This is a genomic window from Cellulomonas flavigena DSM 20109 (genome assembly GCF_000092865.1).
Lineage (GTDB): Bacteria > Actinomycetota > Actinomycetes > Actinomycetales > Cellulomonadaceae > Cellulomonas > Cellulomonas flavigena.
In genome coordinates this window covers 1,130,647-1,155,592 of the sequence record NC_014151.1, presented here as the reverse complement: position 1 = coordinate 1,155,592, position 24,946 = coordinate 1,130,647, and the positions used below count along the sequence as shown (strand labels likewise).

22 protein-coding genes are annotated in these 24,946 nt (G+C 75.0%); 9 read left to right on the top strand and 13 right to left on the bottom strand.

Annotation, left to right across the window (positions count from 1 at the left end; translation table 11 throughout):
- Nucleotides 1–870 carry a biotin--[acetyl-CoA-carboxylase] ligase gene (locus CFLA_RS05245; RefSeq protein ID WP_013116281.1) on the bottom strand — a complete coding sequence of 290 codons (870 nt, stop codon included), beginning with the start codon at nt 868–870 and terminating at the stop codon, nt 1–3.
- Nucleotides 871–1,032: 162 nt separating this feature from the next.
- Here CFLA_RS05245 and CFLA_RS05240 point away from each other — a divergent pair, with 162 nt between their 5' ends.
- From CFLA_RS05240 to CFLA_RS05225, 4 genes are read left to right on the top strand one after another with little or no spacing between them, the layout of a single operon-like run.
- Nucleotides 1,033–2,661 carry an acyl-CoA carboxylase subunit beta gene (locus CFLA_RS05240; protein WP_013116280.1) on the top strand — a complete coding sequence of 543 codons (1,629 nt, stop codon included), beginning with the start codon at nt 1,033–1,035 and terminating at the stop codon, nt 2,659–2,661.
- A 10-nt stretch (nt 2,662–2,671) separates the two neighbouring features.
- The gene (locus tag CFLA_RS05235; protein WP_013116279.1) at nt 2,672–3,238 is read left to right on the top strand and encodes a hypothetical protein; all 567 of its coding nucleotides are present in this window, start codon (nt 2,672–2,674) and stop codon (nt 3,236–3,238) included.
- Nucleotides 3,235–3,492: an acyl-CoA carboxylase epsilon subunit gene (locus CFLA_RS05230; RefSeq protein WP_013116278.1), complete on the top strand. Its 258-nt coding sequence runs from the start codon at nt 3,235–3,237 to the stop codon at nt 3,490–3,492. Before CFLA_RS05235 ends, CFLA_RS05230 begins: the two co-directional genes overlap by 4 nt.
- A gap of 19 nt (nt 3,493–3,511) precedes the next feature.
- The gene (locus CFLA_RS05225; protein ID WP_013116277.1) at nt 3,512–5,209 is read left to right on the top strand and encodes a DUF885 domain-containing protein; all 1,698 of its coding nucleotides are present in this window, start codon (nt 3,512–3,514) and stop codon (nt 5,207–5,209) included.
- 74 nt (nt 5,210–5,283) lie between these two features.
- Here CFLA_RS05225 and CFLA_RS20380 read toward each other — a convergent pair whose 3' ends face one another.
- On the bottom strand, nt 5,284–5,772 hold the full coding sequence (locus tag CFLA_RS20380; RefSeq protein ID WP_187291333.1) for an extracellular solute-binding protein: 489 nt from the start codon (nt 5,770–5,772) through the stop codon (nt 5,284–5,286).
- A gap of 125 nt (nt 5,773–5,897) precedes the next feature.
- A complete protein-coding gene (locus CFLA_RS05215; protein ID WP_013116276.1) occupies nt 5,898–6,641 on the bottom strand; it encodes a vitamin K epoxide reductase family protein in 744 nt (247 codons plus the stop codon).
- Nucleotides 6,642–6,727: 86 nt separating this feature from the next.
- Here CFLA_RS05215 and CFLA_RS05210 point away from each other — a divergent pair, with 86 nt between their 5' ends.
- The 3 genes from CFLA_RS05210 to CFLA_RS05200 all read left to right on the top strand — a co-directional run bounded on the left by CFLA_RS05210 (nt 6,728) and on the right by CFLA_RS05200 (nt 9,818).
- Entirely contained in the window at nt 6,728–7,393 is a 666-nt protein-coding gene (locus CFLA_RS05210; protein WP_013116275.1) for a Maf family protein, read from the top strand.
- Nucleotides 7,394–7,524: 131 nt separating this feature from the next.
- Nucleotides 7,525–9,324 (top strand): ATP-binding protein, encoded by a 1,800-nt coding sequence (locus CFLA_RS05205; RefSeq protein WP_013116274.1) that lies wholly within the window; start codon nt 7,525–7,527, stop codon nt 9,322–9,324.
- Nucleotides 9,325–9,332: 8 nt separating this feature from the next.
- Nucleotides 9,333–9,818 carry an NUDIX domain-containing protein gene (locus CFLA_RS05200; RefSeq protein WP_013116273.1) on the top strand — a complete coding sequence of 162 codons (486 nt, stop codon included), beginning with the start codon at nt 9,333–9,335 and terminating at the stop codon, nt 9,816–9,818.
- 104 nt (nt 9,819–9,922) lie between these two features.
- On the opposite strand, the gene CFLA_RS05195 is transcribed toward CFLA_RS05200, so the two are convergent.
- Nucleotides 9,923–11,443: an NAD(P)H-quinone dehydrogenase gene (locus tag CFLA_RS05195; protein ID WP_013116272.1), complete on the bottom strand. Its 1,521-nt coding sequence runs from the start codon at nt 11,441–11,443 to the stop codon at nt 9,923–9,925.
- A 42-nt stretch (nt 11,444–11,485) separates the two neighbouring features.
- Between CFLA_RS05195 and CFLA_RS05190 the strand changes: the two genes are divergently transcribed.
- Nucleotides 11,486–12,361 carry a purine-nucleoside phosphorylase gene (locus tag CFLA_RS05190; RefSeq protein WP_013116271.1) on the top strand — a complete coding sequence of 292 codons (876 nt, stop codon included), beginning with the start codon at nt 11,486–11,488 and terminating at the stop codon, nt 12,359–12,361.
- A 51-nt stretch (nt 12,362–12,412) separates the two neighbouring features.
- Nucleotides 12,413–14,257 (top strand): phospho-sugar mutase, encoded by a 1,845-nt coding sequence (locus CFLA_RS05185; protein ID WP_013116270.1) that lies wholly within the window; start codon nt 12,413–12,415, stop codon nt 14,255–14,257.
- 8 nt (nt 14,258–14,265) lie between these two features.
- Here the strand turns inward: CFLA_RS05185 and CFLA_RS20375 are convergent, their stop codons facing one another.
- From CFLA_RS20375 to CFLA_RS05140, 9 genes are all read right to left on the bottom strand, one after another.
- Complete coding sequence (locus tag CFLA_RS20375; protein WP_013116269.1) at nt 14,266–16,644, bottom strand: DUF6055 domain-containing protein; 2,379 nt, start codon at nt 16,642–16,644, stop codon at nt 14,266–14,268.
- Between the two features lie 254 nt (nt 16,645–16,898).
- Complete coding sequence (gene deoC / locus CFLA_RS05175) at nt 16,899–17,615, bottom strand: deoxyribose-phosphate aldolase (RefSeq protein ID WP_013116268.1); 717 nt, start codon at nt 17,613–17,615, stop codon at nt 16,899–16,901.
- On the bottom strand, nt 17,612–18,727 hold the full coding sequence (locus tag CFLA_RS05170) for an adenosine deaminase (protein WP_013116267.1): 1,116 nt from the start codon (nt 18,725–18,727) through the stop codon (nt 17,612–17,614). Before CFLA_RS05170 ends, deoC begins: the two co-directional genes overlap by 4 nt.
- On the bottom strand, nt 18,724–18,951 hold the full coding sequence (locus tag CFLA_RS05165) for a hypothetical protein (protein WP_013116266.1): 228 nt from the start codon (nt 18,949–18,951) through the stop codon (nt 18,724–18,726). Before CFLA_RS05165 ends, CFLA_RS05170 begins: the two co-directional genes overlap by 4 nt.
- Before the next feature lie 80 nt (nt 18,952–19,031).
- Complete coding sequence (locus tag CFLA_RS05160) at nt 19,032–20,327, bottom strand: thymidine phosphorylase (protein WP_013116265.1); 1,296 nt, start codon at nt 20,325–20,327, stop codon at nt 19,032–19,034.
- Nucleotides 20,324–20,761: a cytidine deaminase gene (locus tag CFLA_RS05155; protein ID WP_013116264.1), complete on the bottom strand. Its 438-nt coding sequence runs from the start codon at nt 20,759–20,761 to the stop codon at nt 20,324–20,326. Before CFLA_RS05155 ends, CFLA_RS05160 begins: the two co-directional genes overlap by 4 nt.
- Nucleotides 20,762–20,765: 4 nt before the next feature.
- Nucleotides 20,766–22,058 carry an ABC transporter permease gene (locus CFLA_RS05150; RefSeq protein ID WP_013116263.1) on the bottom strand — a complete coding sequence of 431 codons (1,293 nt, stop codon included), beginning with the start codon at nt 22,056–22,058 and terminating at the stop codon, nt 20,766–20,768.
- A complete protein-coding gene (locus tag CFLA_RS05145; RefSeq protein WP_013116262.1) occupies nt 22,055–23,419 on the bottom strand; it encodes an ABC transporter permease in 1,365 nt (454 codons plus the stop codon). The genes CFLA_RS05150 and CFLA_RS05145 overlap by 4 nt, the downstream gene beginning before the upstream one ends.
- Nucleotides 23,416–24,933 carry an ABC transporter ATP-binding protein gene (locus tag CFLA_RS05140; protein WP_013116261.1) on the bottom strand — a complete coding sequence of 506 codons (1,518 nt, stop codon included), beginning with the start codon at nt 24,931–24,933 and terminating at the stop codon, nt 23,416–23,418. Before CFLA_RS05140 ends, CFLA_RS05145 begins: the two co-directional genes overlap by 4 nt.
- Between the last annotated feature and the right edge of the window lie 13 nt (nt 24,934–24,946).

Below are 24,946 nucleotides of genomic sequence, written 5' to 3'. Positions count from 1 at the left end.
TCACCCGGCTGTGGCGTCGGTCACGCGCACGTGCGTGACGTCACCCGCGAGGACGTGGTGGGCGGCACCGTCGGTGTCCTGCACGACGAGCGCGCCGTCCGGGGCCAGCGCCGTGGCCGTCCCGACGAGGTCCGCACCGCCCGGCAGCTCGACCCGCACGCGCCGACCGAGCGTCGAGCACACCGACGCCACCTCGTCGAGGAGGCCCGCGGCGACGGCGTCGCCGTCGTGCTCCGACCAGCGCCGCGCGACCTCGTCGAGCGCGGTGACGAGCGCCACGAGCAGGCACCCACGGTCGGCCGACCGCGCGCCCGCGAGCGCGAGCGACGTCGCCCACGGCACCGGCAGCTCGTCGGCACGCTGGTCGACGTTGACGCCGATGCCCACGGCGACGGCCGGCACCTCGGGCACGGCCTGGGCGAGCACACCTGCGACCTTGCGCGTCCCACCCCACCCGGCGAGCTGCCCGACGGCGTCGCCGAGGTCGACGAGCACGTCGTTGGGCCACTTGAGCACGGCCGGCACACCGGCGGTCGCCCGCAGCGCGCGCACCGTGCCGAGGCCCGCGAGCAACGGCAGCCACCCGTAGGTGGCCGGCCCGGAGCGGGGACGTGCGACGAACGTCGCCGTGAGCGCCGACCGCGCGGGCGTCTGCCAGGTGCGCCCGGCCCGCCCGTGCCCCGCGGTCTGGTGCTCCGCGACGAGCACGCTGCCGTGCGGCCACGCGGCGGGCTCGGTGCGCAGCCCCGCGACCACGGCGTCGTTGGTCGAGCCCGTCTCGGCCACCACCTCGAGACGGGCCAGCGGCCCGGCGGGGGCGAGCAGCAGCTCCCGCAGCGTGTCGACCTCGAGGGGCGGGCGCGTGCTCATCGCGCCATCATCGCGCAGCCCCCGTGCTCGGCGCCGCACGAGCGCACGGAGGTCGTGTTGTGGGGTCCCCACAGGCCGTCCGGGGCAACACGGTCGACCGGGTGCACGGTCCTGGCGGACCCGCACAACTAGCCTCGTCGGGTGACCCAGGACGAACCCACCGTGCGCGGCGTCGCCACCGACACCGCCGAGCCCGCCGCGGACACCGCCCCAGCACCCGCCCGCACGACCGCCGGGCTGCTCGAGGACCTGCGCGCGCGTCGCGCCGCGGCCGTCGACGCGGCCGAGGAGAACGCGGTCGCCAAGCAGCACGCGCGCGGCAAGAAGACCGCCCGCGAGCGCATCGAGTCGCTGCTCGACCCGGGCTCGTTCGTCGAGCTCGACGCCTTCGTGCGGCACAGGTCGACGAACTTCGGGCTCGAGAGGAAGCGGGTCGCGGGTGACGGCGTCGTCGTCGGGCACGGCACGGTCGACGGCCGCCCGGTCTGCGTGTACTCGCAGGACTTCACGGTCTTCGGTGGCTCGCTGGGCGAGGTGCACGGGCAGAAGATCACCAAGGTGATGGACCTCGCGCTGCGGACGGGTGTGCCGCTGGTCGGCATCAGCGACGGCGGTGGCGCGCGCATCCAGGAGGGCGTGGCGGGCCTCACGCAGTTCGCGGAGATCTTCCGCCGCAACGTCGCCGCGTCGGGCGTGATCCCGCAGATCAGCCTCATCCTCGGCCCGTCGGCCGGCGGCGCGGTGTACTCCCCGGCGCTCACCGACTTCATCGTCATGGCCGACGGCACGTCGAACATGTTCATCACCGGCCCGGACGTGATCCGCGCCGTGACGGGCGAGGACGTGGGCTTCGAGGAGCTCGGCGGCGCGACGACGCACAGCACGCGCTCCGGCGTCGCGCACTACATGGCCTCCGACGAGGACGACGCGATCGACTGGGTGCGCACGCTGCTGGCCTACCTGCCGACCAACAACCTCGCCGAGCCGCCGGCGTACGCGCAGGAGGCCGACCTCGAGGTCACCGAGGACGACCTCGTGCTCGACACCCTGGTGCCGGACTCGGACAACCAGCCGTACGACATGCACACGGTCCTGGAGACGGTCCTCGACGACGGCAGCTTCCTGGAGGTCCAGGCGCTGTACGCGCAGAACGTGGTCGTCGGGTTCGGGCACGTCGAGGGGCAGCCGGTCGGCATCGTCGCGAACCAGCCGATGCAGATGGCGGGCACGCTCGACATCAACGCGGCCGAGAAGGCCGCACGGTTCGTGCGCACGTGCGACGCGTTCGGCATCCCGGTGCTGACGTTCGTCGACGTCCCCGGCTTCCTGCCGGGCACGGACCAGGAGTGGAACGGCATCATCCGCCGCGGCGCCAAGCTCATCTACGCGTACGCCGAGGCGACCGTCCCGCTGGTCACCGTCATCACACGCAAGGCGTACGGCGGCGCGTACATCGTCATGGGCTCCAAGCAGCTCGGCGCGGACGTCAACCTCGCCTGGCCCACCGCGCAGATCGCGGTGATGGGCGCGGGTGGCGCCGTGAACATCCTGCAGCGCGGCGCGCTCAAGGCCGTCGCGGACGCCGGCGGCGACGTCGAGGCCGAGCGCCGCCGCCTGACGGCGGAGTACGAGGAGGCGATCGTCAACCCGTGGGACGCGGCGGACCGCGGCTACGTGGACGACGTGATCGAGCCCTCGGCGACGCGCGCGCAGGTCGTCCGCTCGCTGCGCCTGCTGCGCACCAAGCGCGCGAGCCTGCCGCCCAAGAAGCACGGGAACATCCCGCTGTGAGGGGCCACGCATGACGGGCGACGCGCACGAGCAGCACGGCCACGACCGGTCCGACGAGCACGACCCCGCGTCGCACGGCCGCGAGCCGCTCACGGGCGTGGACGCGCGCGGTCTGCACGACGCCGTCGACGAGCTGGCGTCGGCCCTGCACGCGTACGTCGAGACGGCCGTGGGCGTCCGCGCGGAGTTCGGGGCGCGTGAGGCCGACGAGGACCCGCGCGTGCTGGCCCTCGAGGGCCGGGTCGGGTCGCTGAACGCACAGCTGTACGACCTGCTGCACGCGCGCCTCGGCCTGCACGCGGACCTCACGGGCATGACGTGGGAGGACGACGACGCGGACGCGGACGCGCCGGCGGCGCCGGGCGACCACGACACGTTCCACCTGGGGTTCGTGGTCGAGCTCCCTGCCACGGTGAGCGACCTGACGCTCGACGCGGTCATCGACCTCGTCGACGACGGGGGCGCGCAGATCGCGCAGACGCTGGCCGAGCGGGGGTACGTGGTGGGCGAGTGGGGCGCGGGGCGCGGGGCGCCGGTGCTGCTGGACGACGAGGACGACGACGAGGACGACCGGTGAGCGGCGACGTGGACGCGGCGGTCGCCCCCGCGCAGGACCCGCACGTGCAGGTGGTGCGCGGCACTCCCGACGAGGACGAGCTCGCGGCTCTCGTCGCGGGCCTCGTGGCCGCCGCGGCGAGCCGCGCACCGCAGGAGGAGACACCCGACGAGCACGCGCGCGCCGCGCGTGCCCGGTGGGTCGCACCGGGCCGGTTGCGCGGGACGAGCCTGCCGACGCGCGGGCCCGACGCCTGGCGGTGGAGCCTGCGCTGACGGACCTAGGCTGCTGCGGGTGACGTCCTCCACCGCTTCCCGCCCTGTCAGTCCCGTCGACGCCGTCGCCGACGCCTACGTCGGCACGCTCGCCCGTCTGCACCCTCTCGAGGCGACGTACCTGGGGATCCCCGGGCACGACCGCGAGATGACGGACTTCTCGCCCGACGCCGCCGCCGAGCGCGCCGCCGCCGCTCGCTCGACGCTCCTCGCTCTGGAGGGCCTGTCCGCCGCGGACGAGGTCGACGAGGTCACCGTCGCGTCGATGCGCTGGGCGCTCGGCACGGGCATCGCCCTGCACGACGCGGGCGAGCACGCCCGCTACCTCAACAACATCGCCTCGCCGTCGCAGCAGGTCGTCGAGATCTTCGACCTCATGCCCACCGACAGCGAGGAGGCGTGGGACGCCGTCGCGGCGCGCCTGGCCACGGTGCCCGACGCGCTCGCGTCGTACGTCGCGTCGCTGCGGCACGCCGCGGCGGCCGGCGACGTGGCCGCGATCCGGCAGGTGCAGGCCGTGATCGCGCAGGCCCGCGAGGTCGCCGACCCGGAGCGCTCGGCGTTCACGCGGCTCGTCCGGGGCGACGACGCACGCCGTGCGCTGGGTGACGACCACGCGCTGCGCGCCGACCTGGAGCGCAACGCGGCCACGGCACGCCGGGCGTACGCGGACCTCGCCGAGTTCCTCGCCGACGAGCTCGCGCCGGGCGCGCCGCAGCAGGACGCCGTCGGCCGCGACCGGTACGCGCTGTGGTCGCGGCACCACGTGGGGGCGCAGCTCGACCTCGACGAGACGTACGCGTGGGGCCTGGAGGAGCTGGCGCGGGTGCAGGCCGAGCAGGCGCAGGTCGCCGCACAGGTGGCCGGTCCCGGCGCCAGCGTGGCGGACGCCGTCGCGGTGCTCGACGCGGACCCGGCGCGCCGCCTCGACGACACGACCGCGCTGCAGGCGTGGATGCAGCGGACGTCGGACGCCGCGATCGAGGCGCTCGACGGCACCCACTTCGACATCCCGGCGCCCGTGCGGACGCTCGAGTGCCGCATCGCGCCGTCGCACACGGGGGCGATCTACTACACCGGGCCGAGCGACGACTTCAGCAGGCCGGGCCGCATGTGGTGGTCGGTCCCGCACGACGTGACGTCGTTCTCGACGTGGCGCGAGCGCACGACCGTCTACCACGAGGGCGTCCCGGGCCATCACCTGCAGATCGCCCAGGCGGTCCACGAGCGCGCGACGCTCAACTCGTGGCGTCGGCTCGCCTCGTGGACGTCGGGCCACGGCGAGGGCTGGGCGCTCTACGCGGAGCGGCTCATGGCGGACCTCGGGTTCCTCGACGACCCGGGCGACCGGCTCGGGATGCTCGACGGCCAGCGGCTGCGTGCCGCGCGCGTCGTGTTCGACCTCGGCATGCACCTGGGGCTGCCCGCGCCGGCGGAGGTCGGGACGTGGACGCCGGAGAGCGGCTGGGACTTCCTGCGCGCCAACGTCAACATGTCGGAGTCGTTCGTGCGCTTCGAGTACACGCGCTACCTGGGCTGGCCGGGGCAGGCGCCGTCGTACAAGGTCGGGCAGCGGCTGTGGGAGAAGGCACGGGACGCGGCGCGTGACGCGGCGGCCGCGCAGGGCCGCACGTTCGACGTCCGCGAGTTCCACGCCCGCGCGCTGTCGCTGGGGTCGGTCCCCCTCGAGGTGCTGCCGGGGGCGCTGGCGCGCTGACCCCGCGCGGTACCCGGCCCGCGCGCGGACGGGCCCGGCGGCGTGACGTCGCCGGGCCTGTCCACGCCGAGGGCTCAGGAGTCGAGGATCGCACCCTCGATACCCGCGACCATCGCGTCCCACCTGTCGTGGACGTCACCGTCGGGCTCGCCGATGATCGCGATCTGGGTGCCACCCCAGAAGGCCCACACCACGGACATCTGCGGGATCGCCGGCATCGGCGCGCCCTCCGCACCGGCCTCGGCGAAGCCGCGCACGACCGGGTCGTCGGAGATCGCGTCGACCGCCGAGGTCAGCGCGGGCGCGCGGCCGGTCGCCTCGTAGAGCGCCGTCTGCGTCTCGTGGTCGGCGAGGTGGTCGAGCAGCGCACCGGCCGAGACCTCGTCGGGCGTCGAGCGCGCGATGAACGCCATCTGCACGCCGACGAACGGCTGCGCGGGCTCCGGTCCGGCGGACGGCACGGGCAGCACGGTGACGTCGAGGCCGGCGTCGAGGAACGTCGGCACGTTCCAGGGCCCGGTGAGGACGAACGGCGAGCGTCCGGCACCACGGTAGGCGGGCACGACCACGTGACGTACAAACGTTCTGTTGCACACCGTTTGTGGCGCCCGTCCGTGTGACCTCGGGTCGCGCGAGGATGTGCAGGTCGCGACGCGAGCCCCCGCGCCGCACCCACCCCGGGGCGACGTCAGACGAAGAGCGTCCAGCCGTACTTGGCCATCACCACGGCCGCGAACAGCACGAGCACGGCGACGGTGACGAACCAGTCGTTGCCCGACGCGACGAACCGGCGCCCCCACGGGCCCCAGCGTCCGGGAAGGTTCAGGTGACCGTCGCGCACGTTGACGCGCGTCAGCCCTGCCCACACCAGGGTGGTGGTCACCGTGATGAGCAGGCACCAGGGGCACAGCGCGCCGATGACGAAGAACGACTGCTGGAACAGCCACCACGCGAAGACCAGGCCTGCGGTGTAGACGACCTGGGCGCTGAGCATGAACCAGCGCGGGAACAGCACGCCGCCGATCATCGCGACGGCCACGGTGATGACGATCGCCTCCGCCGCGATGCCGAGGAACGCGTTGGGGAAGCCGAAGAGCTCGGCCTGCCACGACGCGCCGACCGTGCCGCACGAGATGACGGCGTTGAGGTCGCAGCTCAGCGCCGCCGTCGTGTCGGTCGCCTTCGCCACCGCGATCGGGATGGCCTCGTACGACAGCACGAACGACGTGTACAGACCGATGAGCCCCGAGACGAGCATCTCGATCGCCGTCCGACGCCGCCAGGCCGGCGGTGCGGGGCGCCGCAGGTCGGGGTCGTCGTCGAGCAGCGCGGTCTCGAGGTCGTCGTCGATCTCGCGCGCGTCGGCCTCGCCGCGCACGTCCTTGGTCGCGTCCTTCACCGTGGTCTCCTCGCCTGCGGTCAGGTGCGACATTCTGCCCTGCGTCCCTGTGAGACCGCAGGCCCCACGTCCCGGGCGGACCACCGACCTGCAGGTGGGCGCGGCGTAAGGTCGTCGCCGTGACCCGGCTGCTGCTCGCCTCCGCCTCCCCCGCCCGCCGCTCGACGCTCACCGCAGCGGGCCTCGACCCGCTCGTCGCGGTCTCGGCCGTCGACGAGGACGCGGTGCTGGCCGCCGCGCGCGAGCGCTGGGGCGACCTCGACCCGGCGGACGCGGTGCTCGTGCTCGCGCAGGCCAAGGCGGAGGACGTCGCGCACCGGCTCGACGACCTCGACGTCGAGGGCTGGGACGACGACGAGGACGTCGTGGTGCTCGGCTGCGACTCGATGCTGGAGCTCGACGGCGAGGTGCTGGGCAAGCCCGCCGACGCGGAGGACGCGGTCGCCCGGTGGCGCGCGATGCGCGGCCGCTCCGGCGTGCTGCACACGGGCCACTGGCTCGTCGACGAGCGCGACCCCGACGCGGGCGGCACGCGAGCGACCCTGGGGGCGACGGCGTCGACGGTCGTGCACTTCGCCGACCTCTCGGACGCCGAGGTCGCCGCGTACGTCGCGACGCGCGAGCCCCTGGCCGTCGCCGGGGCGTTCACGATCGACGGCCTCGGCGGACCCTTCGTCGAGCGCATCGAGGGGGACCACCACACCGTCGTGGGCGTCAGCCTGCCGCTGCTGCGGCACCTGCTCGCGGACGTCGGCCTCACCGTGCCCGACCTCTGGCGCCGCTGAGCACCCGCGCGCTGGTGGGTTCCTACAAGGTCCCGCGGGCGCCGCTTGGGGGGTAGCGGCAATCTTGTGGCGACGCCCGGGCGGGACTGCAGGCGGGCGCACCGCGCGCGTTACCGTGAGCCGTGCCCCTCATGACCAAGGTCCTCGTCGCGAACCGCGGCGAGATCGCCGTCCGCATCGCCCGTGCCTGCCGCGACGCCGGCGTCGCCTCCGTGGCGGTGTACTCGGACACCGACCGGGACGCGCTGCACGTGCACGTGGCGGACGAGGCGTACGCCCTCGACGGCGCGCGCGCGGCCGAGACGTACCTCGACATCGCGAAGCTGCTCGACGTCGCCCGCCGCTCGGGCGCCGACGCGGTGCACCCCGGCTACGGCTTCCTCGCGGAGAACGCGCAGTTCGCCCAGGCCGTGATCGACGCGGGCCTGACCTGGGTCGGCCCGCCACCGGCCGCGATCGAGTCGCTCGGCGACAAGGTCAGCGCGCGCCACATCGCGCAGCGCGCCGGCGCACCGCTCGTCGCCGGCACACCCGACCCGGTCGCGGACGTGAGCGAGATCCACGCGTTCGCCGCCGAGCACGGTCTGCCGATCGCCATCAAGGCCGCCTTCGGCGGTGGTGGGCGCGGGTTGAAGGTCGCGCGCGAGGCCGACGAGATCGACGAGATGTACGAGTCGGCGGTGCGCGAGGCCGTCGCGGCGTTCGGTCGGGGCGAGTGCTTCGTCGAGCGCTACCTCGACCGGCCTCGGCACGTCGAGACGCAGTGCCTCGCGGACGCGCACGGCACGGTCGTGGTGGTCTCCACGCGCGACTGCTCGCTGCAGCGCCGCCACCAGAAGCTCGTCGAGGAGGCGCCCGCGCCGTTCCTCACCGACGAGCAGAACTCCGCCCTCGTGACAGCGTCGAGGGCGATCCTGCGCGAGGCCGGGTACGTCGGCGCCGGGACGTGCGAGTTCCTCGTGGGGGCCGACGGCACGGTCTCGTTCCTCGAGGTCAACACGCGCCTGCAGGTCGAGCACCCCGTCACCGAGGAGATCAGCGGCATCGACCTCGTGCGCGAGCAGCTGCGCATCGCAGCGGGCGAGCCACTGGGCTACACCGAGGTCGCGACGCGCGGACACTCGATCGAGTTCCGCATCAACGGCGAGGACCCGGCGGCGGGCTTCCTGCCCGCGCCGGGCCGCATCACGCGCCTGCGCCTGCCCTCGGGCCCCGGCGTGCGCGTGGACTCCGGGGTCGTCGAGGGCGACAGCGTCTCGGGACTGTTCGACTCGATGATCGCCAAGCTGGTCGTCACGGGCGCGACCCGCCGCCAGGCCGTCGAGCGGGCACGCCGCGCGCTCGCCGAGCTCGAGGTCGTCGGCATCCCGACCGTCGTGCCGTTCCACCGCGCCGTGCTCGAGGCCGAGGCGTTCGTCCCCGCCGACGACGCGCAGCCGTTCTCGGTGCACACGCGGTGGATCGAGACCGAGTTCGCCGAGACCGTCGCAGGGCTCGGCGGTGCGCCGAAGCCGGCCGACGAGGACGAGCCGGCACCGGACGCCGAGCTCGAGCGCGTGGTCGTCGAGGTCGGCGGCAAGCGGCTCGAGGTCGTGCTGCCCGCCGCGCTCGGCCTGGGTCGGGGCCCCGCCGGCGGGCGTCTCGCCGCGGGACGCACCGGTGCCGCACCCCGGCGGCCCGCGCGCACGCGCGCCACCCGCGCCGGTGCGTCGAACGGCACGGTGCTCGCGTCCCCGATGCAGGGCACGATCGTCAAGGTCGCGGTCGCCGAGGGCGCGCAGGTCGCCGAGGGCGACCTCGTCGTGGTGCTCGAGGCCATGAAGATGGAGCAGCCGCTCGTCGCTCACCGCGCCGGGACCGTGCAGTCGTTGACCGCCGCCGTGGGTGCGAGCGTCAGCGCGGGCGGCGCGATCTGCGACATCGTCGGCTGAGCCCCCGCATGGCCGCACCGGAGGGGCGCCGTCGCCCCGGCGACGGCTGGGTGGAGTGCGCCTGCGGGAGCCGGCACTGGGGCGTGTGCGGGGCGGCCGGGCTGCTGCTGGTGCGCCGCGACACGGCAGGACGCGCGACGCACGTGGTGCTCCAGCACCGCGCCCTGTGGAGCGACCAGGGCGGCACGTGGGGCCTGCCGGGCGGGGCCCGCGAGCCCGACGAGACAGCCGCGCAGGCCGCACTGCGCGAGGCGCACGAGGAGGCGGGCGTGGACGCGGCGACCGTCGCCGTGCGCGGCGAGCACGTGCTGCAGCACCCCGACTGGTCCTACACGACCGTGCTCGCGGACGCCCTCACGCCGTTCACGCCCACCGCGACCGACCACGAGAGCCTCGAGGTCGCCTGGGTCGCGGTCGCCGACGTCACCGCGCGCGACCTGCTGCCGGCGTTCGCCGACGCGTGGCCGACCCTGCGCGCACGGCTGGACGGCTGACCACCGGTCAGCCGGTGCGTCGCAGGGCTCCTGCCCGAGCACCGGTCGGCCCACGAGCCTGGGCGCCGCGACACGACGGGTGACCGCCGGCTCGCAGCCGCGGCTCAGTCCTCGATGCGCTGGTGCAGCATGCGCGCGACCTCGCCGATCGTGCCCGACATCGACGGGTAGACCGTCGACGCCTCGGCGACCTCGTCGGCCGTCAGCCGGTGCTGGACCGCGAGCGTGAGCGGGAAGATCGACTCGCTCGCGCGCGGCCCGACCACGACAGCCCCCAGCACGGTGCCCGTGCCGGCGTGCGCGAAGATCTTCACGAAGCCGTCGCGCACGCCGAGCATCTTGGCGCGGGGGTTGCGCGCCAGCGGCAACGTGCTCGTGCGGTAGTGCGTCCCCATGGCCTGCAGCCGCGACTCCGACAGCCCGACGGTCGCGATCTCCGGCACGGTGAAGATGTTCGCCGAGATGCCGCGCAGCGCGAGCGGCGCCACCGCGTCGCCGAGGGCGTGCGACATCGCGATCCGGCCCTGCGTCGCGGCGACCGACGCGAGCGGCAGGACCCCGGTGCAGTCGCCGGCGGCGTAGACACCCCGCACGTTGGTGCGCGAGACCTTGTCCACCTGGACGTGGCCCGACGGGGTCAGGTGGACGCCCGCCTCCTCCAGGCCCATGTCGCGCGTCGTCGGGATCGAGCCGACGGCGAACAGCACGTGCGAGCCCTCGACCGTGCTCCCGTCCTCGAGGGTCACGACCACGCCGTCGGCGGTGCGGCGCGCCGCCGACGCCCGCGAGCGCGACGCGACCGTCATGCCCCGCTGCGTGAACACCCGCTCGATGAGCTCGGCGGCGTCGGCGTCCTCCCCCGGGAGCACGCGGTCACGGCTGGAGACGAGCACGACGTCGGAGCCGAGCAGCGTGTAGGCGCCGGCGAACTCCGCGCCGGTGACGCCCGACCCCACGACGACCAGCCGCTCCGGCACCTCGGTGAGGTTGTACATCTGGGTCCAGGTGAGGATGCGCTCGCCGTCCGGGCGTGCGTCGGGCAGCACGCGCGGGGTGGCACCGGTCGCGACGAGGACGACGTCCGCGGCCAGGACGTGCTCGGTGCCGTCCTGCTCGGTGACGGCGACGCGCTCGGGGTCGAGCAGACGGCCCGTCCCGTGGACGATCTCGACGCCCTCGCGGGCCAGCCGACCGCGGATGTCGGCCGACTGCGCGGCTGCGAGCGCCTTGACGCGCGCGTTGACCGCCTGCAGGTCGATGCGGTGGCGCAGCGCCTCGGCCACGTTGACGGGGCCGCCGGCGCCGCCCGCGCCCAGGTCGTCGAGGCGGATGCCGAGCTCGGGCGCGCGGTCGGCGATCGTCATCCACTCGGCCGTCGCGATGAGCGTCTTGGACGGCACGACGTCGGTGAGCACGGCCGAGCCCCCGAGCCCGGCCCGCTCGACGACCGTGACGTGCGCCCCCAGGCGCCGGGCGACGAGTGCCGCCTCGTACCCACCGGGGCCGCCACCGACGATGACGACGCGTCCGCCGGACGGTGCGGCGGGGGCGTCACGGACGGTGGAGGCGGCGGTGGCGGCGGCCACCTGCGGCTCGTCGGGCGCGGCGGTCTGCTGGCTGGTCACGGCACCATCCTGCCGTGCCGTCCCACCGTTAGCCTGTTGCCCATGAGTGACGTCTCCCCCGCCCGCGACCTCACCGGCGGCGCCGTGCCCAGCCTCGACGACCCGACGACGGACCCGTTCGACGTGGCCCGCCTGGCCGCGGAGGTGATCGCCCGCCGCACGGGCGTGGAGAAGCACGACGTCGCGCTCGTCCTCGGGTCCGGCTGGGGCGGGGCGGCGGACCTGCTGGGCGAGACGGTCGCCGAGCTGCCGAGCCACGAGGTGCCCGGCTTCGGGCGGCCCGCGGTGGCGGGGCACGTCGGGACGCTGCGCTCGGTGCGCATCGCGGGCGAGGGCGACCGGCCCGACCGGCACGCGCTCGTGCTCGGGTCGCGCACGCACCTGTACGAGGGCCGGGGCGTGCGGCGCGTCGTGCACGGCGTGCGCACGGCCGCTGCGACGGGCGCGTCGACCGTGGTGCTGACCAACGGCTGCGGCGGGCTGAACCTCGCGTGGGGGCCGGGCACGCCGGTCCTCATCCGCGACCACCTCAACCTCACGGCGACGTCGCCGCTGGAGGGCGCGACGTTCGTCGACCTGACGGACCTGTACTCGGCGCGGCTGCGCGCGGTGGCACGCGAGGTCGACGCGACGCTGGACGAGGGCGTGTACGTGCAGTTCCCCGGGCCGCACTACGAGACACCGGCCGAGGTCGCGATGGCAGGCCGTCTCGGAGGCGACCTGGTCGGCATGTCGACGACGCTCGAGGCCATCGCGGCGCGCCACGCGGGCCTGGAGGTGCTCGGCATCTCCCTGGTCACCAACCTGGCCGCGGGCATCAGTCCCGAGCCGCTGGACCACGCCGAGGTGCTGGCCGCCGGGCGGGCCGCGGGCCCGCGGATCAGCGCGCTGCTGGCCGACGTGGTGCGGCGGTTGTGAGGCGCACGCACTGACGGTGCCGTGGGGCGCACGCGTCGCTAGGTTGGACGGGTGAGCACCGACGACCTCGGGGACCTGGCCGCACGCGTCGAGGAGTGGGTCGCGGACGACCCGGACCCGGACACCGCGGCGGAGCTGACCCGACTGCTGCGGGTCGCGCGCGACGCCCCCCCCGAGGGCGCCGCCGCTCCGGAGGCGGACCTCGCGCGGGCCGACGCGCGCGTCGCCCGCGCCGAGCTCGCCGACCGGTTCTCCGGGCTCCTGCAGTTCGGCACGGCCGGTCTGCGCGGCGCGCTCGGCGGCGGTCCGCACCGCATGAACCGCGCGGTCGTCATCCGCGCCGCGGCCGGTCTCGCGCACTTCCTGCGCGGCGAGCTCGAGGGTGTCGTGCCCGCGCCGCGCGTGGTCGTCGGGTACGACGCGCGGCACAACTCGCACCGCTTCGCGCTCGACACGGCCGCGGTCATGACGGCCGTCGGCATCGACGTGCTGCTGCTACCGCGTGCGCTGCCCACGCCGGTCCTGGCGTCCGCGGTGCGGCGCTTCGACGCGGACGCGGGCGTCATGGTCACCGCGTCGCACAACCCGCCGCAGGACAACGGCTACAAGGTCTACCTGGGCGGCCGCGTGGTCACCGACGCCGGGCAGGGCGCACAGATCGTGCCGCCCGCCGACGCGGCGATCGCTGCCGAGATCGCGCGGGTGCCGTCGGTCGCGTCCGTGCCGCGCGCGTCGTCGGGCTGGACGACGCTGGGCGAGGAGGTCGTCGACGCGTACGCGCGTGACGCCGCCGCCGTCGCCCCCGGCGGCGACCCCCGGGCGCGCGCGGACCTCACGGTCGTGCTCACACCGCTGCACGGCGTGGGCGGCCGTGTCGCGCAGGACGTGCTCGCGCGCGCAGGGTTCACGGACGTCACGCTCGTCCCCGAGCAGGCCGAGCCCGACCCCGACTTCCCCACCGTCGCGTTCCCCAACCCGGAGGAGCCGGGGGCGACGGACCTGGCGCTGGCCCTCGCGGCGTCGCTGCGCGCGGACCTCGTCGTCGCGGTCGACCCCGACGCGGACCGGTGTGCCGTGGCCGTGCTCGACCCGCGCGCCCACCGCGCCGCGGTGGGACCGCAGACCCCGCAGGCCGACGGCTGGCGGATGCTGACGGGTGACGAGGTGGGCGCGCTGCTCGGCGCGGACGCCGCCGCGCGCACCCGGGCCGCCGGGGACCCGGCGGGGGCGACGCTCGCGTGCTCGATCGTCTCGTCGCGCCTGCTGGAGGCGGTCGCCACCGGCGCGGGCCTGCGGTTCGCGTCCACGCTCACCGGCTTCAAGTGGATCTCCCGCGTCGACGGCCTGGTGTTCGGGTACGAGGAGGCCCTCGGCTACTGCGTCGACCCGGCGCACGTGCGCGACAAGGACGGCATCTCCGCCGCGGTCCGCGTGTGCGACCTCGCGGCACGGCTCGCCGCCGAGGGTCGCACGCTCGTCGACGCGCTCGACGACCTCGCGCGCGCGCACGGCCTGCACGCCACCGGGCAGGTGAGCGCACGGTTCGCGGACCTCGGCCGCATCGGTGCCACCATGACCGCACTGCGCGAGTCGCCGCCGACGACCCTGGTGGGCTCTCCCGTCGTGCAGGTGGTCGACCTCGCGGCGGGCACCGACGACGAGCGTGGCGGTCTGCCGCCGACGGACGGGCTGCGCCTGCTGACCGCCGACGGGACGCGCGTCGTCGTGCGCCCCTCGGGCACCGAGCCGAAGGTGAAGGCGTACCTGGAGGTCGTCGTGGACGTCGCCCGCGACGCCGACCGCGACGCACTGGACGCCGCGCACCGCACGGCGCGCGAACGGCTCGACCACCTCGCACGGGACGTGCGCACGGCCCTGGGCCTCGACCGCCCCTGAGGCGGACGTCAGCCGGTGTGCTCGCAGCGCACCTGCGGGACCTCCAGGGCGCTCTCGCCCTCCGCGGCGGCGTTGAACCCGAGCGTCACGCTGCCGCCGTTCGCGATCGACCCGTTCCACGACAGGTTCTCGGCCGTGACGGTGCGCCCGCTGCGCGTGATCTCCGCGCCCCACGAGTCGGCCATCTCCAGGCCGAGCGGCTGCGTCCACGTCAGCACCCAGCCGTTGACGCCCGACGTGGTCGCGGTGACGACGAGCTGGACCTGCAACCCGCCGGGCCACGAGGTCACCACCTGGTACGAGGCGGTGCAGGCGCCCGCAGGCACGGCGGCAGGCGGCGCGGCCACCCCGGGCGACGTGGCGGCGGCGGGCGGCGGGACGGTGTCGGGCGTCGTGGCGGGCCCCGACGGGGACGGTGCGTCGGCGGACGCCGGGGCGGGCGTGGGAGTCTGCCCGGGTGCCGGCTCGGGGGACGGTGCGATGGTGGCGGCGGCGGTGCTCAGCCGGGTGTCGCTCGGCGCGAACGGCATGACGACCGTGTTGACGTCGGTGTCGACCGCGCCCGGGTCGCACGTCGCGGTGGGCCGGTAGGACGTGTAGGCGCCCGCGTCGCACGCGAAACCGACGACCGCGTCACCGCCGACGAGGACGTGACCGGTCAGGCGCGCCGTGCCCCGCACGACGGCGGCGTCCCGGACCACCACGTCGCCCGTGAGCTCCGCACCGGCCTCGACCCACGCGCGTCCCTCGAGCCGGACGCCGGGGCCGACCGTCGCGTCGCCGCGCACCACGGCCCCGGCGGCGACGTACGCCGCCGGGTCGACGTCCGCGTCGTCCGCGACCCAGCCGCCGCCGTTCGGGTGGGCGTGCCCGCCTGCGACGTCCGCGACGTCGGGCTCGGCGACGGCGGCCCCGGCGACCCGGAACTCGTACGGGTAGCGCGTCGTGCGGGCGAAGCCCTCGGCGGTGGGCGCCACGACCCGCGTCGGCGTCGCGGCGACCACGAGGTACAGCTCGTCCTCGCCCGGGTGCAGCGCAAGGCGCAGCTCGCCGTCGACGGCTTCGGTCACCGGGCCGTACCGCGGCCCGCTCGCGCCGACGGCGACGAGCCCGAAGCTCCAGCCGGGGTCCTTGCCGGCGAGCTCCTCGGCGTGCCCGCGCACCCGCACGCGCACGTCCGCGCCCGATCCGTCGGGCGTGAGCCGCACCACCGTGTAGCCGTAGGCCGCCGGGGCGAAGGCCCCGGTGACACGGTGGTGCCCCGGGTCGTCGGGCACGGCCTCGGTGGGCGTCGTGCGGTGGGCGACGAGGACGGGGTCCAGCCGCTCCAGGAGGTCCCCGGGGCCGCCCGCGCCGGACACGTCCGCCACGGCGGCGCGCATCGCGTACTGGGCGACGCGCCGGTTGAGACCGGAGGCGTCCGACTGCGTGAGCCGCGCGTACGCCGCGAGCACGTGCTCGGTCTCGAGGGACTCGGTCCAGAGCCGCTGCACCAGCGTCGGCGACTCGCGGTCGGCCAGGTGCTGCAGGAGCAGCCACCCGGCGGCCCCGTGGCGGGGGCTGCCCCACGCTAGCTGTGGTGCCAGGACGTGGTCGGAGACGTCGGCGTGCTCGCCGCGCACCGCGTACGTCGCGAGGTAGGCCGACGCGGCCGGACGCAGCACGTCGGCCGCCTCGGGCGTCAGGCCGTGGCCCGGGTGGGCGGCCTCGGTGAGGTGCTGCAGGGTCTCGGCGACGCCGCGTGCCAGCTCCCAGGGCGTGCCCTGCGGGGCACGCGCCCGCGCGCCGGCGGTGGCGTCCGGGGTGGCGTGCGGGGTGGCGTCCCTCGTCGCGGCCACCACGCCACCGGCGTCCGACGCCGGCGCGTCGTCACCCACCGAGCCCGCCAGCACCTCGGGCCGCACCCGCAGCAGCGCCACGCCGTCGACCACGGCGCCCTGCGTCAGGGGGACGGCGTCGGCCCCCACCGAGAGGCCGCCGCCGACGACGGGGGCCATGTCCGCCGTCGCGCCCGGGCCCGCGCTCCACGTGCCGTCGACGACCACGAGGAGCTTGCGCGTCGCGAGCGGGCCACCGGGGGCACCGAGCCCGAGCGCGTCGACGTCGAGCGCGTGCAGCGCCTCGAGCTGGGCGAGCACGACGTCGGGGTCGAACCTCAGGCCCTCGGGTGCCGCGGTCGGGTCCTCACCGGCACGGTCCCCCCACGCCAGCGCGACGTCGTCGCCCTCGACCACGTGCGCGCTCCGCCACGCGGTGCGCCACCCGTCGGGCACGACCAGGTCCTTGGGGCCGGCGACGCCGGTGCCGAGCGCCGTCGCGAGGACCGCTCCCAGCACGAACGCGACGACGAGCGCCACGACGAGCGTGCCGCGCCTGAACCGGCCCATGACGCGTGCGTCTCCTCCCCGCGGGTGCGCACGGCGTGGTCGTCCGGACCGGGTGCACCTGCTCGTGACGTCGGTGGTCGTCGGCCACGAGCCCATCGAACCGGACGACCGTCCACCATCGTCCGACCTGCGGCCACAAGTCAACGCCCGTTTCGTCCGGGATCAGCGGGATTCACCCGGCTGGACGACGAACTCTCACGCCTCTCTCATGGCCGACGGGCGGCTCACCGACGCCGGAACGGGACGAACCACGCTCAGTAGTCGCCGTCCGCCGTGAGGCCCGCGAGCACCGCGGCCGTCCCCGACAGGCCCAGCCGGGTCGCCCCGGCCTCGACCATCGCGACCGCGTCGGCGGCCGTGCGGACGCCGCCGGACGCCTTGACCCCGAGCCGGCCGCCCACGGTCCGCGCCATCAGACGCACCGCATGCACGCTCGCCCCACCTGCCGGGTGGAACCCGGTCGACGTCTTGACGAAGTCCGCCCCCGACGCCTCGGCCGCACGGCACACCTCGACGATCTCGTCGTCGCTCAGCGCGGCGGACTCGATGATGACCTTGAGCACGGTCGGTGCGGGCACCGCGTCGCGGACCGCTGCGATGTCGGCCGCCACGTCGGCGAACCGCCCCTCCTTGGCCGCACCGACGTCGATCACCATGTCGACCTCGTGGGCCCCGTCGCGCACCGCGCGCGCGGCCTCCGCCGCCTTGACCTCGCTGTGGTGCTTGCCGGACGGGAACCCGCAGACCGTGGCGACCAGCAGGTCCGGCTCGCCGTCGAGCCCCACCGGGACCTCCAGCGGCAGGAACGACGGCGACACGCACACCGAGTACGCACCGAGCCGCACCCCCTCCGCGACGAGCGCCTCGACGTCGGCGCGCGTCGCCTCCGGCTTGAGCAGCGTGTGGTCGACCAGCCGGGCGAGCCCGACCGCGTCGAGCACGGGCTGCGAGGTGGTGTCGTCGGTGGTCATGCGCGGTGCCTCCCGGGGCGGTCGGTGCCCGGCGCGGCCGCCGGACGGACGATGCGGTCGACGAGCGCGCGGCGCTCGTCCTCGTGCAGGAACGCGTGCCGGGCCGCCGTGACCTGCACGTCGACGACGTCGTCGAGACTCCAGCCGGCCTCGCGCACGAGCAGCCCGAGCTCGCGGGACAGCGACGTCCCGGACTGCAGGCGGTTGTCGGTGCTCACGGTGACCTCGAAGCCGGCACGGCGCAGCAGGGTGACCGGGTGGTCCGCGACCGAGGGCGCCGCGCCGGTCTGCACGTTGGACGACGGGCACAGCTCCAGCGGCACGCGCCGGTCGCGCACCCAGTGCGCGAGCACACCCAGCCGCCACCCGCCGTCGGGGTCCTCGTGCACGTCGTCCGCGAGCCGCACGCCGTGGCCCAGGCGCACGGCGCCCGCGACGTGCAGGGCCTGGGCGACCGAGTCGAGCCCGGCGGCCTCCCCCGCGTGCACCGTGGCCGGGAAGCACGCGTCGCGCAGCAGCCGGAACGCCGTGGCGTGCCGCGACGGCCCGAACCCCTCCTCCGGGCCGGCGATGTCGAAGCCCACGACGTCCACGTCGCGGTTCGCCAGCGCGAGCGCCGCGATCTCCGCCGCCCGGTCCGCCTGGCGCATCGCGCACAGGACCTGCGTCACCCGGATCTCGTGACCGTCGGCCGCGGCGAGCTGCATGCCCTCGGCGAGACCCGCACGCACCGCGTCGACCACCTGCTGCAGCGTGAGACCCGCCTGCAGGTGCTGCTCCGGGGCGTAGCGCTGCTCGGCGTACACGACGCCGTCGGCGGCCAGGTCGAGCACCGCCTCGCGCGCGACGCGCCGCAGACCCTCGACGGTCTGCATGACCGCCAGGGTGTGGACGAACGTCTCGAGGTAGCGGGGCAGGGAGCCCGAGTCCGCGGCGTCCCGGAACCACGCGCCCAGCGCCTGCGCGTCGGTCGCGGGGAGCTCGTGACCGACCTCGGCCGCGAGCTCGAGGACCGTCGCCGGCCGCAGCCCGCCGTCGAGGTGGTCGTGCAGGAGGACCTTGGGCAGCTCGCGCAGGACGGTGCCCAGGTCCGGGACGTCGTCAGCGGTCACGCGTCGGGTTCCTCGTCCAGCGGGACCTCCGCCGACTGCTCCACCACGTCGGCCTCCTCGGCCGACCCGTCACGGTCGGCCCGCGGGAACGGCGGCGCGTACTCCTCCGCATCGCGCGGGTCGGGCACGTCGGACTCGTCGACGTCCGTCAGGCGCAACGGTGCCTCCTCGACCGGGACGAGGCCGGCGTCGCGCCAGGCGTCGGATCCGGGGACGGTGCTCATGGCTCCTCCAGGTGGTCGGTCGGTGGGCAGGGTCGTCCTCATCGTGGCCCGCGGGCGCGGCGCCCGCGACCCGTGCTGCGTCAGCCCGCGGCGACGCGGTCGAGGACGAGCGCTCCCCGTGCACCCGGGGTCCCGGCCGGGTCGACGACGACGCCGTCCACCAGCGCCTCGCGCGCGCGCGTGAACCGCTCGGGGGTGTCGGTGTGGAGCGTGAGCAGCGGCTGGCCCGCGCGCACGGCGTCCCCGGGGCGCGCGTGGATCTCGACACCCGCGCCCGCCTGCACGGGGTCCTCCTTGCGCGCGCGGCCCGCGCCCAGGCGCCACGCGGCGACGCCCACGGCGTACGCGTCGAGCGTCGTCAGCACGCCGTCGGCCGGCGAGAGGACCTGCTCGGTCTCGCGCGCCCACGGCAGCGGCGCGTCCGGGTCGCCGCCCTGCGCCGCGACCATGCGGCGCCACACGTCCATCGCGCGACCGTCGGCGAGCGCAGCCGCGGGGTCCGCGTCGGGACGCCCGGCAGCGTCGAGCATCTCGCGCGCGAGGGCGACCGTGAGCTCGACGACGTCCGCCGGCCCGCCGCCCGCGAGCACCTCGACGGACTCGCGCACCTCGAGCGCGTTGCCCGCTGTCAGGCCCAGCGGCACGGACATGTCGGTCAGCAGCGCGACCGTCCGCACGCCCGCGTCCGTGCCGAGCTCGACCATGGTGCGCGCCAGCTCGCCCGCGCGCTCGGCGTCCTTCATGAACGCGCCCGAGCCGACCTTGACGTCGAGCACCAGCGACCCCGTGCCCTCGGCGATCTTCTTGCTCATGATCGAGCTGGCGATCAGCGGGATCGCCTCGACCGTGCCGGTGACGTCCCGCAGCGCGTAGAGCTTGCGGTCCGCGGGCGCCAGCCCGGAACCGGCCTGGCAGATGACCGCGCCCACGTCGTTGAGCTGGCGCAGCATCTCGTCGTTGCTCAGGGCGGCGCGCCACCCGGGGATCGACTCGAGCTTGTCGAGCGTGCCGCCCGTGTGGCCCAGGCCGCGGCCCGACAGCTGCGGCACCGCGACGTCGAAGACCGCGACGAGCGGCGCGAGCGGCAGCGTGATCTTGTCGCCGACACCACCGGTCGAGTGCTTGTCCGCCGTCGGGCGCGACAGGCCCGCGAAGTCCATGCGCTCGCCGCTGGCGATCATCGCGGCCGTCCAGCGCGCGATCTCCGCACGGTCCATGCCGTTGAGCAGGATCGCCATCGCCAGCGCGCTCATCTGCTCGTCGGCCACCGCACCGCGCGTGTACGCGTCGATCACCCAGTCGATCTGCGCGTCGCTCAGCCGACGCCCGTCGCGCTTGGCGACGATGACGTCGACGGCGTCGAACGGCTCGCTCATGCCCCTGCCTCCCCCGTACCGGCGCCACGCTCGACGAGGTCCACCGGCCCGAACGCATCGGGCAGCACCTCACTCATCGGGCGGATCCCGCTCACCGTCTCCACCAGGAGCGTCGGGCCGCCGTGCTCGAAGAGCAGCTGGCGGCAGCGCCCGCAGGGCATGAGCACGTCACCGTGCCCGTCGACGCACGTGAACGCGACCAGCCGGCCGCCTCCCGTGACGTGCAGCATCGACACCAGGCTGCACTCCGCGCACAGGCCCACGCCGTACGACGCGTTCTCGACGTTGCACCCGACGACGACGCGACCGTCGTCGACGAGCGCAGCGACGCCGACGGGGAACCGTGAGTACGGCGCGTAGGCGCGCGTCATCACGTCGCGTGCGGCGGCGCGCAGCGCCTCCCAGTCGACGGTCGGCGTGCTGGACCGGCTCACGGGGTCACTCCTTGACGTACGGCGTGCCGGAGGCCGCCGGGCCGCGCGAGCGCCCGACGAGCCCGGCCACGGCCAGGAGCGTCACGACGTACGGCAGCATGAGCATGAACTGGCTGGGGACGGGTGCGCCGACGATGCTGAGGGCGCCCTCCAGGTTCGACGCGAAGCCGAACAGCAGGGCGGCCAGCGCCGCCTTCACCGGGTCCCACTTGCCGAAGATGACGGCCGCGAGGGCGATGAACCCCGCACCCGCGGTCATCTCCTTGCCGAAGCTGGAGACGGAGACGACGGTGTAGAACGCCCCACCGACACCGGCGATGGCCCCCGCGATGAGGACGGCGGCGTAGCGCGTCCGCTCGACCCTGACGCCCACGGTGTCCGCGGCCTTCGGGTGCTCGCCGACGGCCCGCAGCCGCAGACCCCAGCGCGTGCGGTACAGCGCGTACCAGACGCCGGGCACGGCGAGGTACATGAGGTAGACGATGACCGACTGCCGGAACAGCGCGGGGCCGAGCACCGGTACGTCGGACAGCAGCGGGATGGCCACGGTGCTGAACCGGGTCGTCGAGTTGAGGTCGGGGTTGGGCACCAGGACCTGCGTGTACAGGAAGCTCGTGACGCCGATGACGAGGACGTTGAGGACGACACCGACGATCACCTGGTTGACCTTGTAGGTGATCGTGAAGACGCCCAGGACGGCCGCCACCAGCACGCCGGCGACGACGGCGGCCAGCAGGCCGGCCCAAGGGCTGCCGGTGACCGAGGCGGCGACGGCCGCGCAGAAGGCACCCGCCAGCAGCTGACCCTCGATCGCGATGTTGACGACGCCCGCACGCTCGCCGATCACGCCGCCCAGCGCGCCGAAGACGATCGGCACCGCCAGCAGCACGGCGCCGCCGACGACGCGCGTCGCGGGGACGTCGCTCGCGCTGCCGGCCGCGGCCCACGCGAGGAACCCGACGAGGAACACCACCGCGAACAGCGCCGGGACCCACCCGGCGACCTTGCGGGTCCGCGCGACGAACGCCCAGGCGACCGCGGCGAGCAGCGCCATGACGACCGTGGTGACCCATCCCGTGGCCGTGCCGGGGACGACGAGGTTCGGCAGCGCGACGAGGTCGCCAGAGCTCGCGAGGCGGAACGTCGCGTCACCCTCGCGCGGCGACGCCACCAGCAGCAGCGCGAGCAGCGCGGTGACGACCGTCAGGACGATCGGCGTCTTGCGGGACACGACCGTGACCTGCCGGTGCTCGACGATCTCCTCCGGCACGGGCGCCTGCTCGAGGGTGGCGCTCATCGCTGCACCTCCTGGCGGCGCGGCGCGCCGGTCGTGCGGGCCGGGCGCGCGGGGCGGCGAGCCGGCTGCGGGAGCCGGAACACCGCCCGCACCAGCGGCGGCGCCGCGATGAACAGGACGATGAGGGACTGCACGACCAGGACGATCTCGATCGGGATGCCCTCGGAGGCCTGCATGACCGAGCCGCCGGCCTTGAACCCGCCGAACAGCAGGCCGGCGAACAGGACGCCCACCGGGCTCGACGAGCCGAGCAGCGCGACGGTGATGGCGTCGAACCCGATGCCGGCGTCGATGTCGTAGCTGAACCCGGTGGTGATGAGGCCGAGCACCTGGGTGCTGCCGGCCAGCCCGACGAGCGCACCGCTGACGAGCATCGCCAGCACGGTCGAGCGCGGCACGTCGATGCCGGCGACCCGTGCGGCCCGCTGGTTCTCGCCGACCGCGCGCAGCTGGAAGCCGAGCTTCGAGCGCTCGAGCAGCCACCAGGCGACGGCCACCGCGACGAGCGCGAGCAGGAAGCCCAGGTGGAGGCGGAACTCCGGGCCGAGCAGCCGCGGCAGCACCGCGGTCGACGCCATCGGGGGCGACTTCGGGTTCGCCGAGCCGGGGGCCTGCAGCAGCCCCGGCGTGGCCAGGAGGTACGACAGCAGGTAGAACGCGACGTAGTTGAGCATGATCGTGACGATCACCTCGTGCGCACCGGTGGCGGCCTTGAGCAGGCCGGCGAGCCCGCCCCACAGCGCGCCGGCCGTGACGCCGACGACCAGCGCGACGACGAGGTGCAGGCCCGCGGGCAGGTCGAGCGCGAAGCCGACCCACCCGGCACCGACCGCGGCCATGAGCATCTGGCCCTGGCCGCCGATGTTGAACAGCCCGGACCGGAAGCCGATCGCGAGGCCGAGCCCGGCGGCGATGAGCGGCGTCGCGTACGTCAGGGACTGTGTCAGGGGCCGGATGGCCTGCGCGAACGAGTCGGCGGTGTAGTTGTAGACCGCGCCGCGGAACAGCGCCGCGTACGCGCCGCCGACCGCCTGCCCGATCGCGGCGAAGGTGTCACCGGGACGCGCGAAGAAGTAGCCCGACGCCTGCTGCACGCCCTCGTCGGTGAAGGCGATCATCATCACGGACCCGGCCAGCACGGCGAGCACGACCGCGCCCAGCGACACGGCCCACCCGCCCGAGGTGACGCGGACGAGCGCCTCGCGCCACCGGTAAGCCTGCTGCGGGTCGCCAGCACCCGCGTCGGCCGCGGCGCCCTCGGCGTCCGGTGCGACGGTGTCCTGGGTGACGACGTCCGCCGCCGCGTCCGGCTCGGGGGCGGTGCCGCCGCCGTCCGGCGCGGGCTGCCTGGTCTCGCTCACGCGACCTCTCCCTCGGTCGGAGCGACGCCGGCCATCATGAGGCCGAGGACGTCGCGGGGGGTGTCGGACGGCACGATGCCGACGACGCGTCCGCGGTACATCACGAGGATGCGGTCGGCGAGCGCCACGGCCTCGTCGAGCTCGGTGGCGACCACGACGACCGGGACACCGGCGTCGCGCGTCTCGACGACGCGCTTGTGGATGAACTCGATCGACCCGACGTCGACGCCGCGCGTCGGCTGGGCGGCGACGAGCAGGCGCAGGTCGCGCGAGAGCTCACGGGCGACGACCACCTTCTGCTGGTTGCCGCCCGACAGCCGGCCGACGGGCTCGTCGATGCCCTGCGTGCGCACGTCGTACTCGGCGACCTTCTCGCGCGCGAACCGGTCGCGCTCGCGCAGCTGCAGCGCACCGCCGCGGACGAACGGCGGGCCGTCGACGCGGTCGAGGACGAGGTTCTCCGCGACGGTGAAGCCGCGGACGAGCCCGTCCTCCGTGCGGTCCTCCGGCACGTACCCGACGCCCGCGTCGAGCACCTGGCGCACGGACCGGCCCACGAGCTCGGTGCCGTCGAGCTCGATGCTGCCGGTCACGTGGTCCTGCAGCCCGGCGAGGGCCTCGGCGAGCTCGGTCTGGCCGTTGCCCTGCACACCGGCGACCACGAGGATCTCGCCGCCGGGCACCTCGAAGGTCACGTCGTCCACGAGCACGGTGCCGCGCGCGTCGGTGACCTGCAGGTGGTCGACCCGCAGGCCGCCGCTGCCCGGCTGGGGCGGGTCCTTGTGCACCACCAGCTCGACGGGGCGCCCGACCATGAGCGAGGCCAGCTCGGCGTCGGTCGCGTCGGGCGCCGCCTCACCGACGATCCTGCCGCGCCGCACGACCGTGATCCGGTCGGCGACCTCGCGCACCTCGCGCAGCTTGTGGGTGATGAAGACGATCGCGGCGCCACCGGCCTTGAGCTGGCGCATGATCGTCATGAGCTCGTCGGTCTCCTGCGGCGTCAGGACGGCGGTCGGCTCGTCGAACACGAGCACCCGCGCGTCGCGCGACAGCGCCTTGATGATCTCCACGCGCTGCTGGACCCCCACGGCGAGGTCCTCGACGACCGCGTCGGGGTCGACGTGGAAGCCGAAGCGGTCGGCGATCTCGCGGACCTGGCGGCGGGCCGCGTCGAGGTCCAGACGGCCGCCCGCTCGCGTCTGCTCGTGCCCGAGCATGACGTTCTCCGCGACGGTGAACACCGGGACGAGCATGAAGTGCTGGTGCACCATGCCGATGCCCGCGGCCATCGCGTCCCCCGGCCCGGCGAAGCGCTGGACCTGGCCGTCGAGGAGGATCTCGCCCTCGTCCGCCTGGTAGAGGCCGTACAGGACGTTCATCAGCGTCGACTTGCCGGCACCGTTCTCGCCCAGCAGGCAGTGGATCTCCCCCGGCTCGACCGTCAGGTCGATGTGGTCGTTGGCGACCAGTGCGCCGAAGCGCTTCGTGATGCCGCGGAGCTCGAGCTTCATCGGTCAGTCCTCG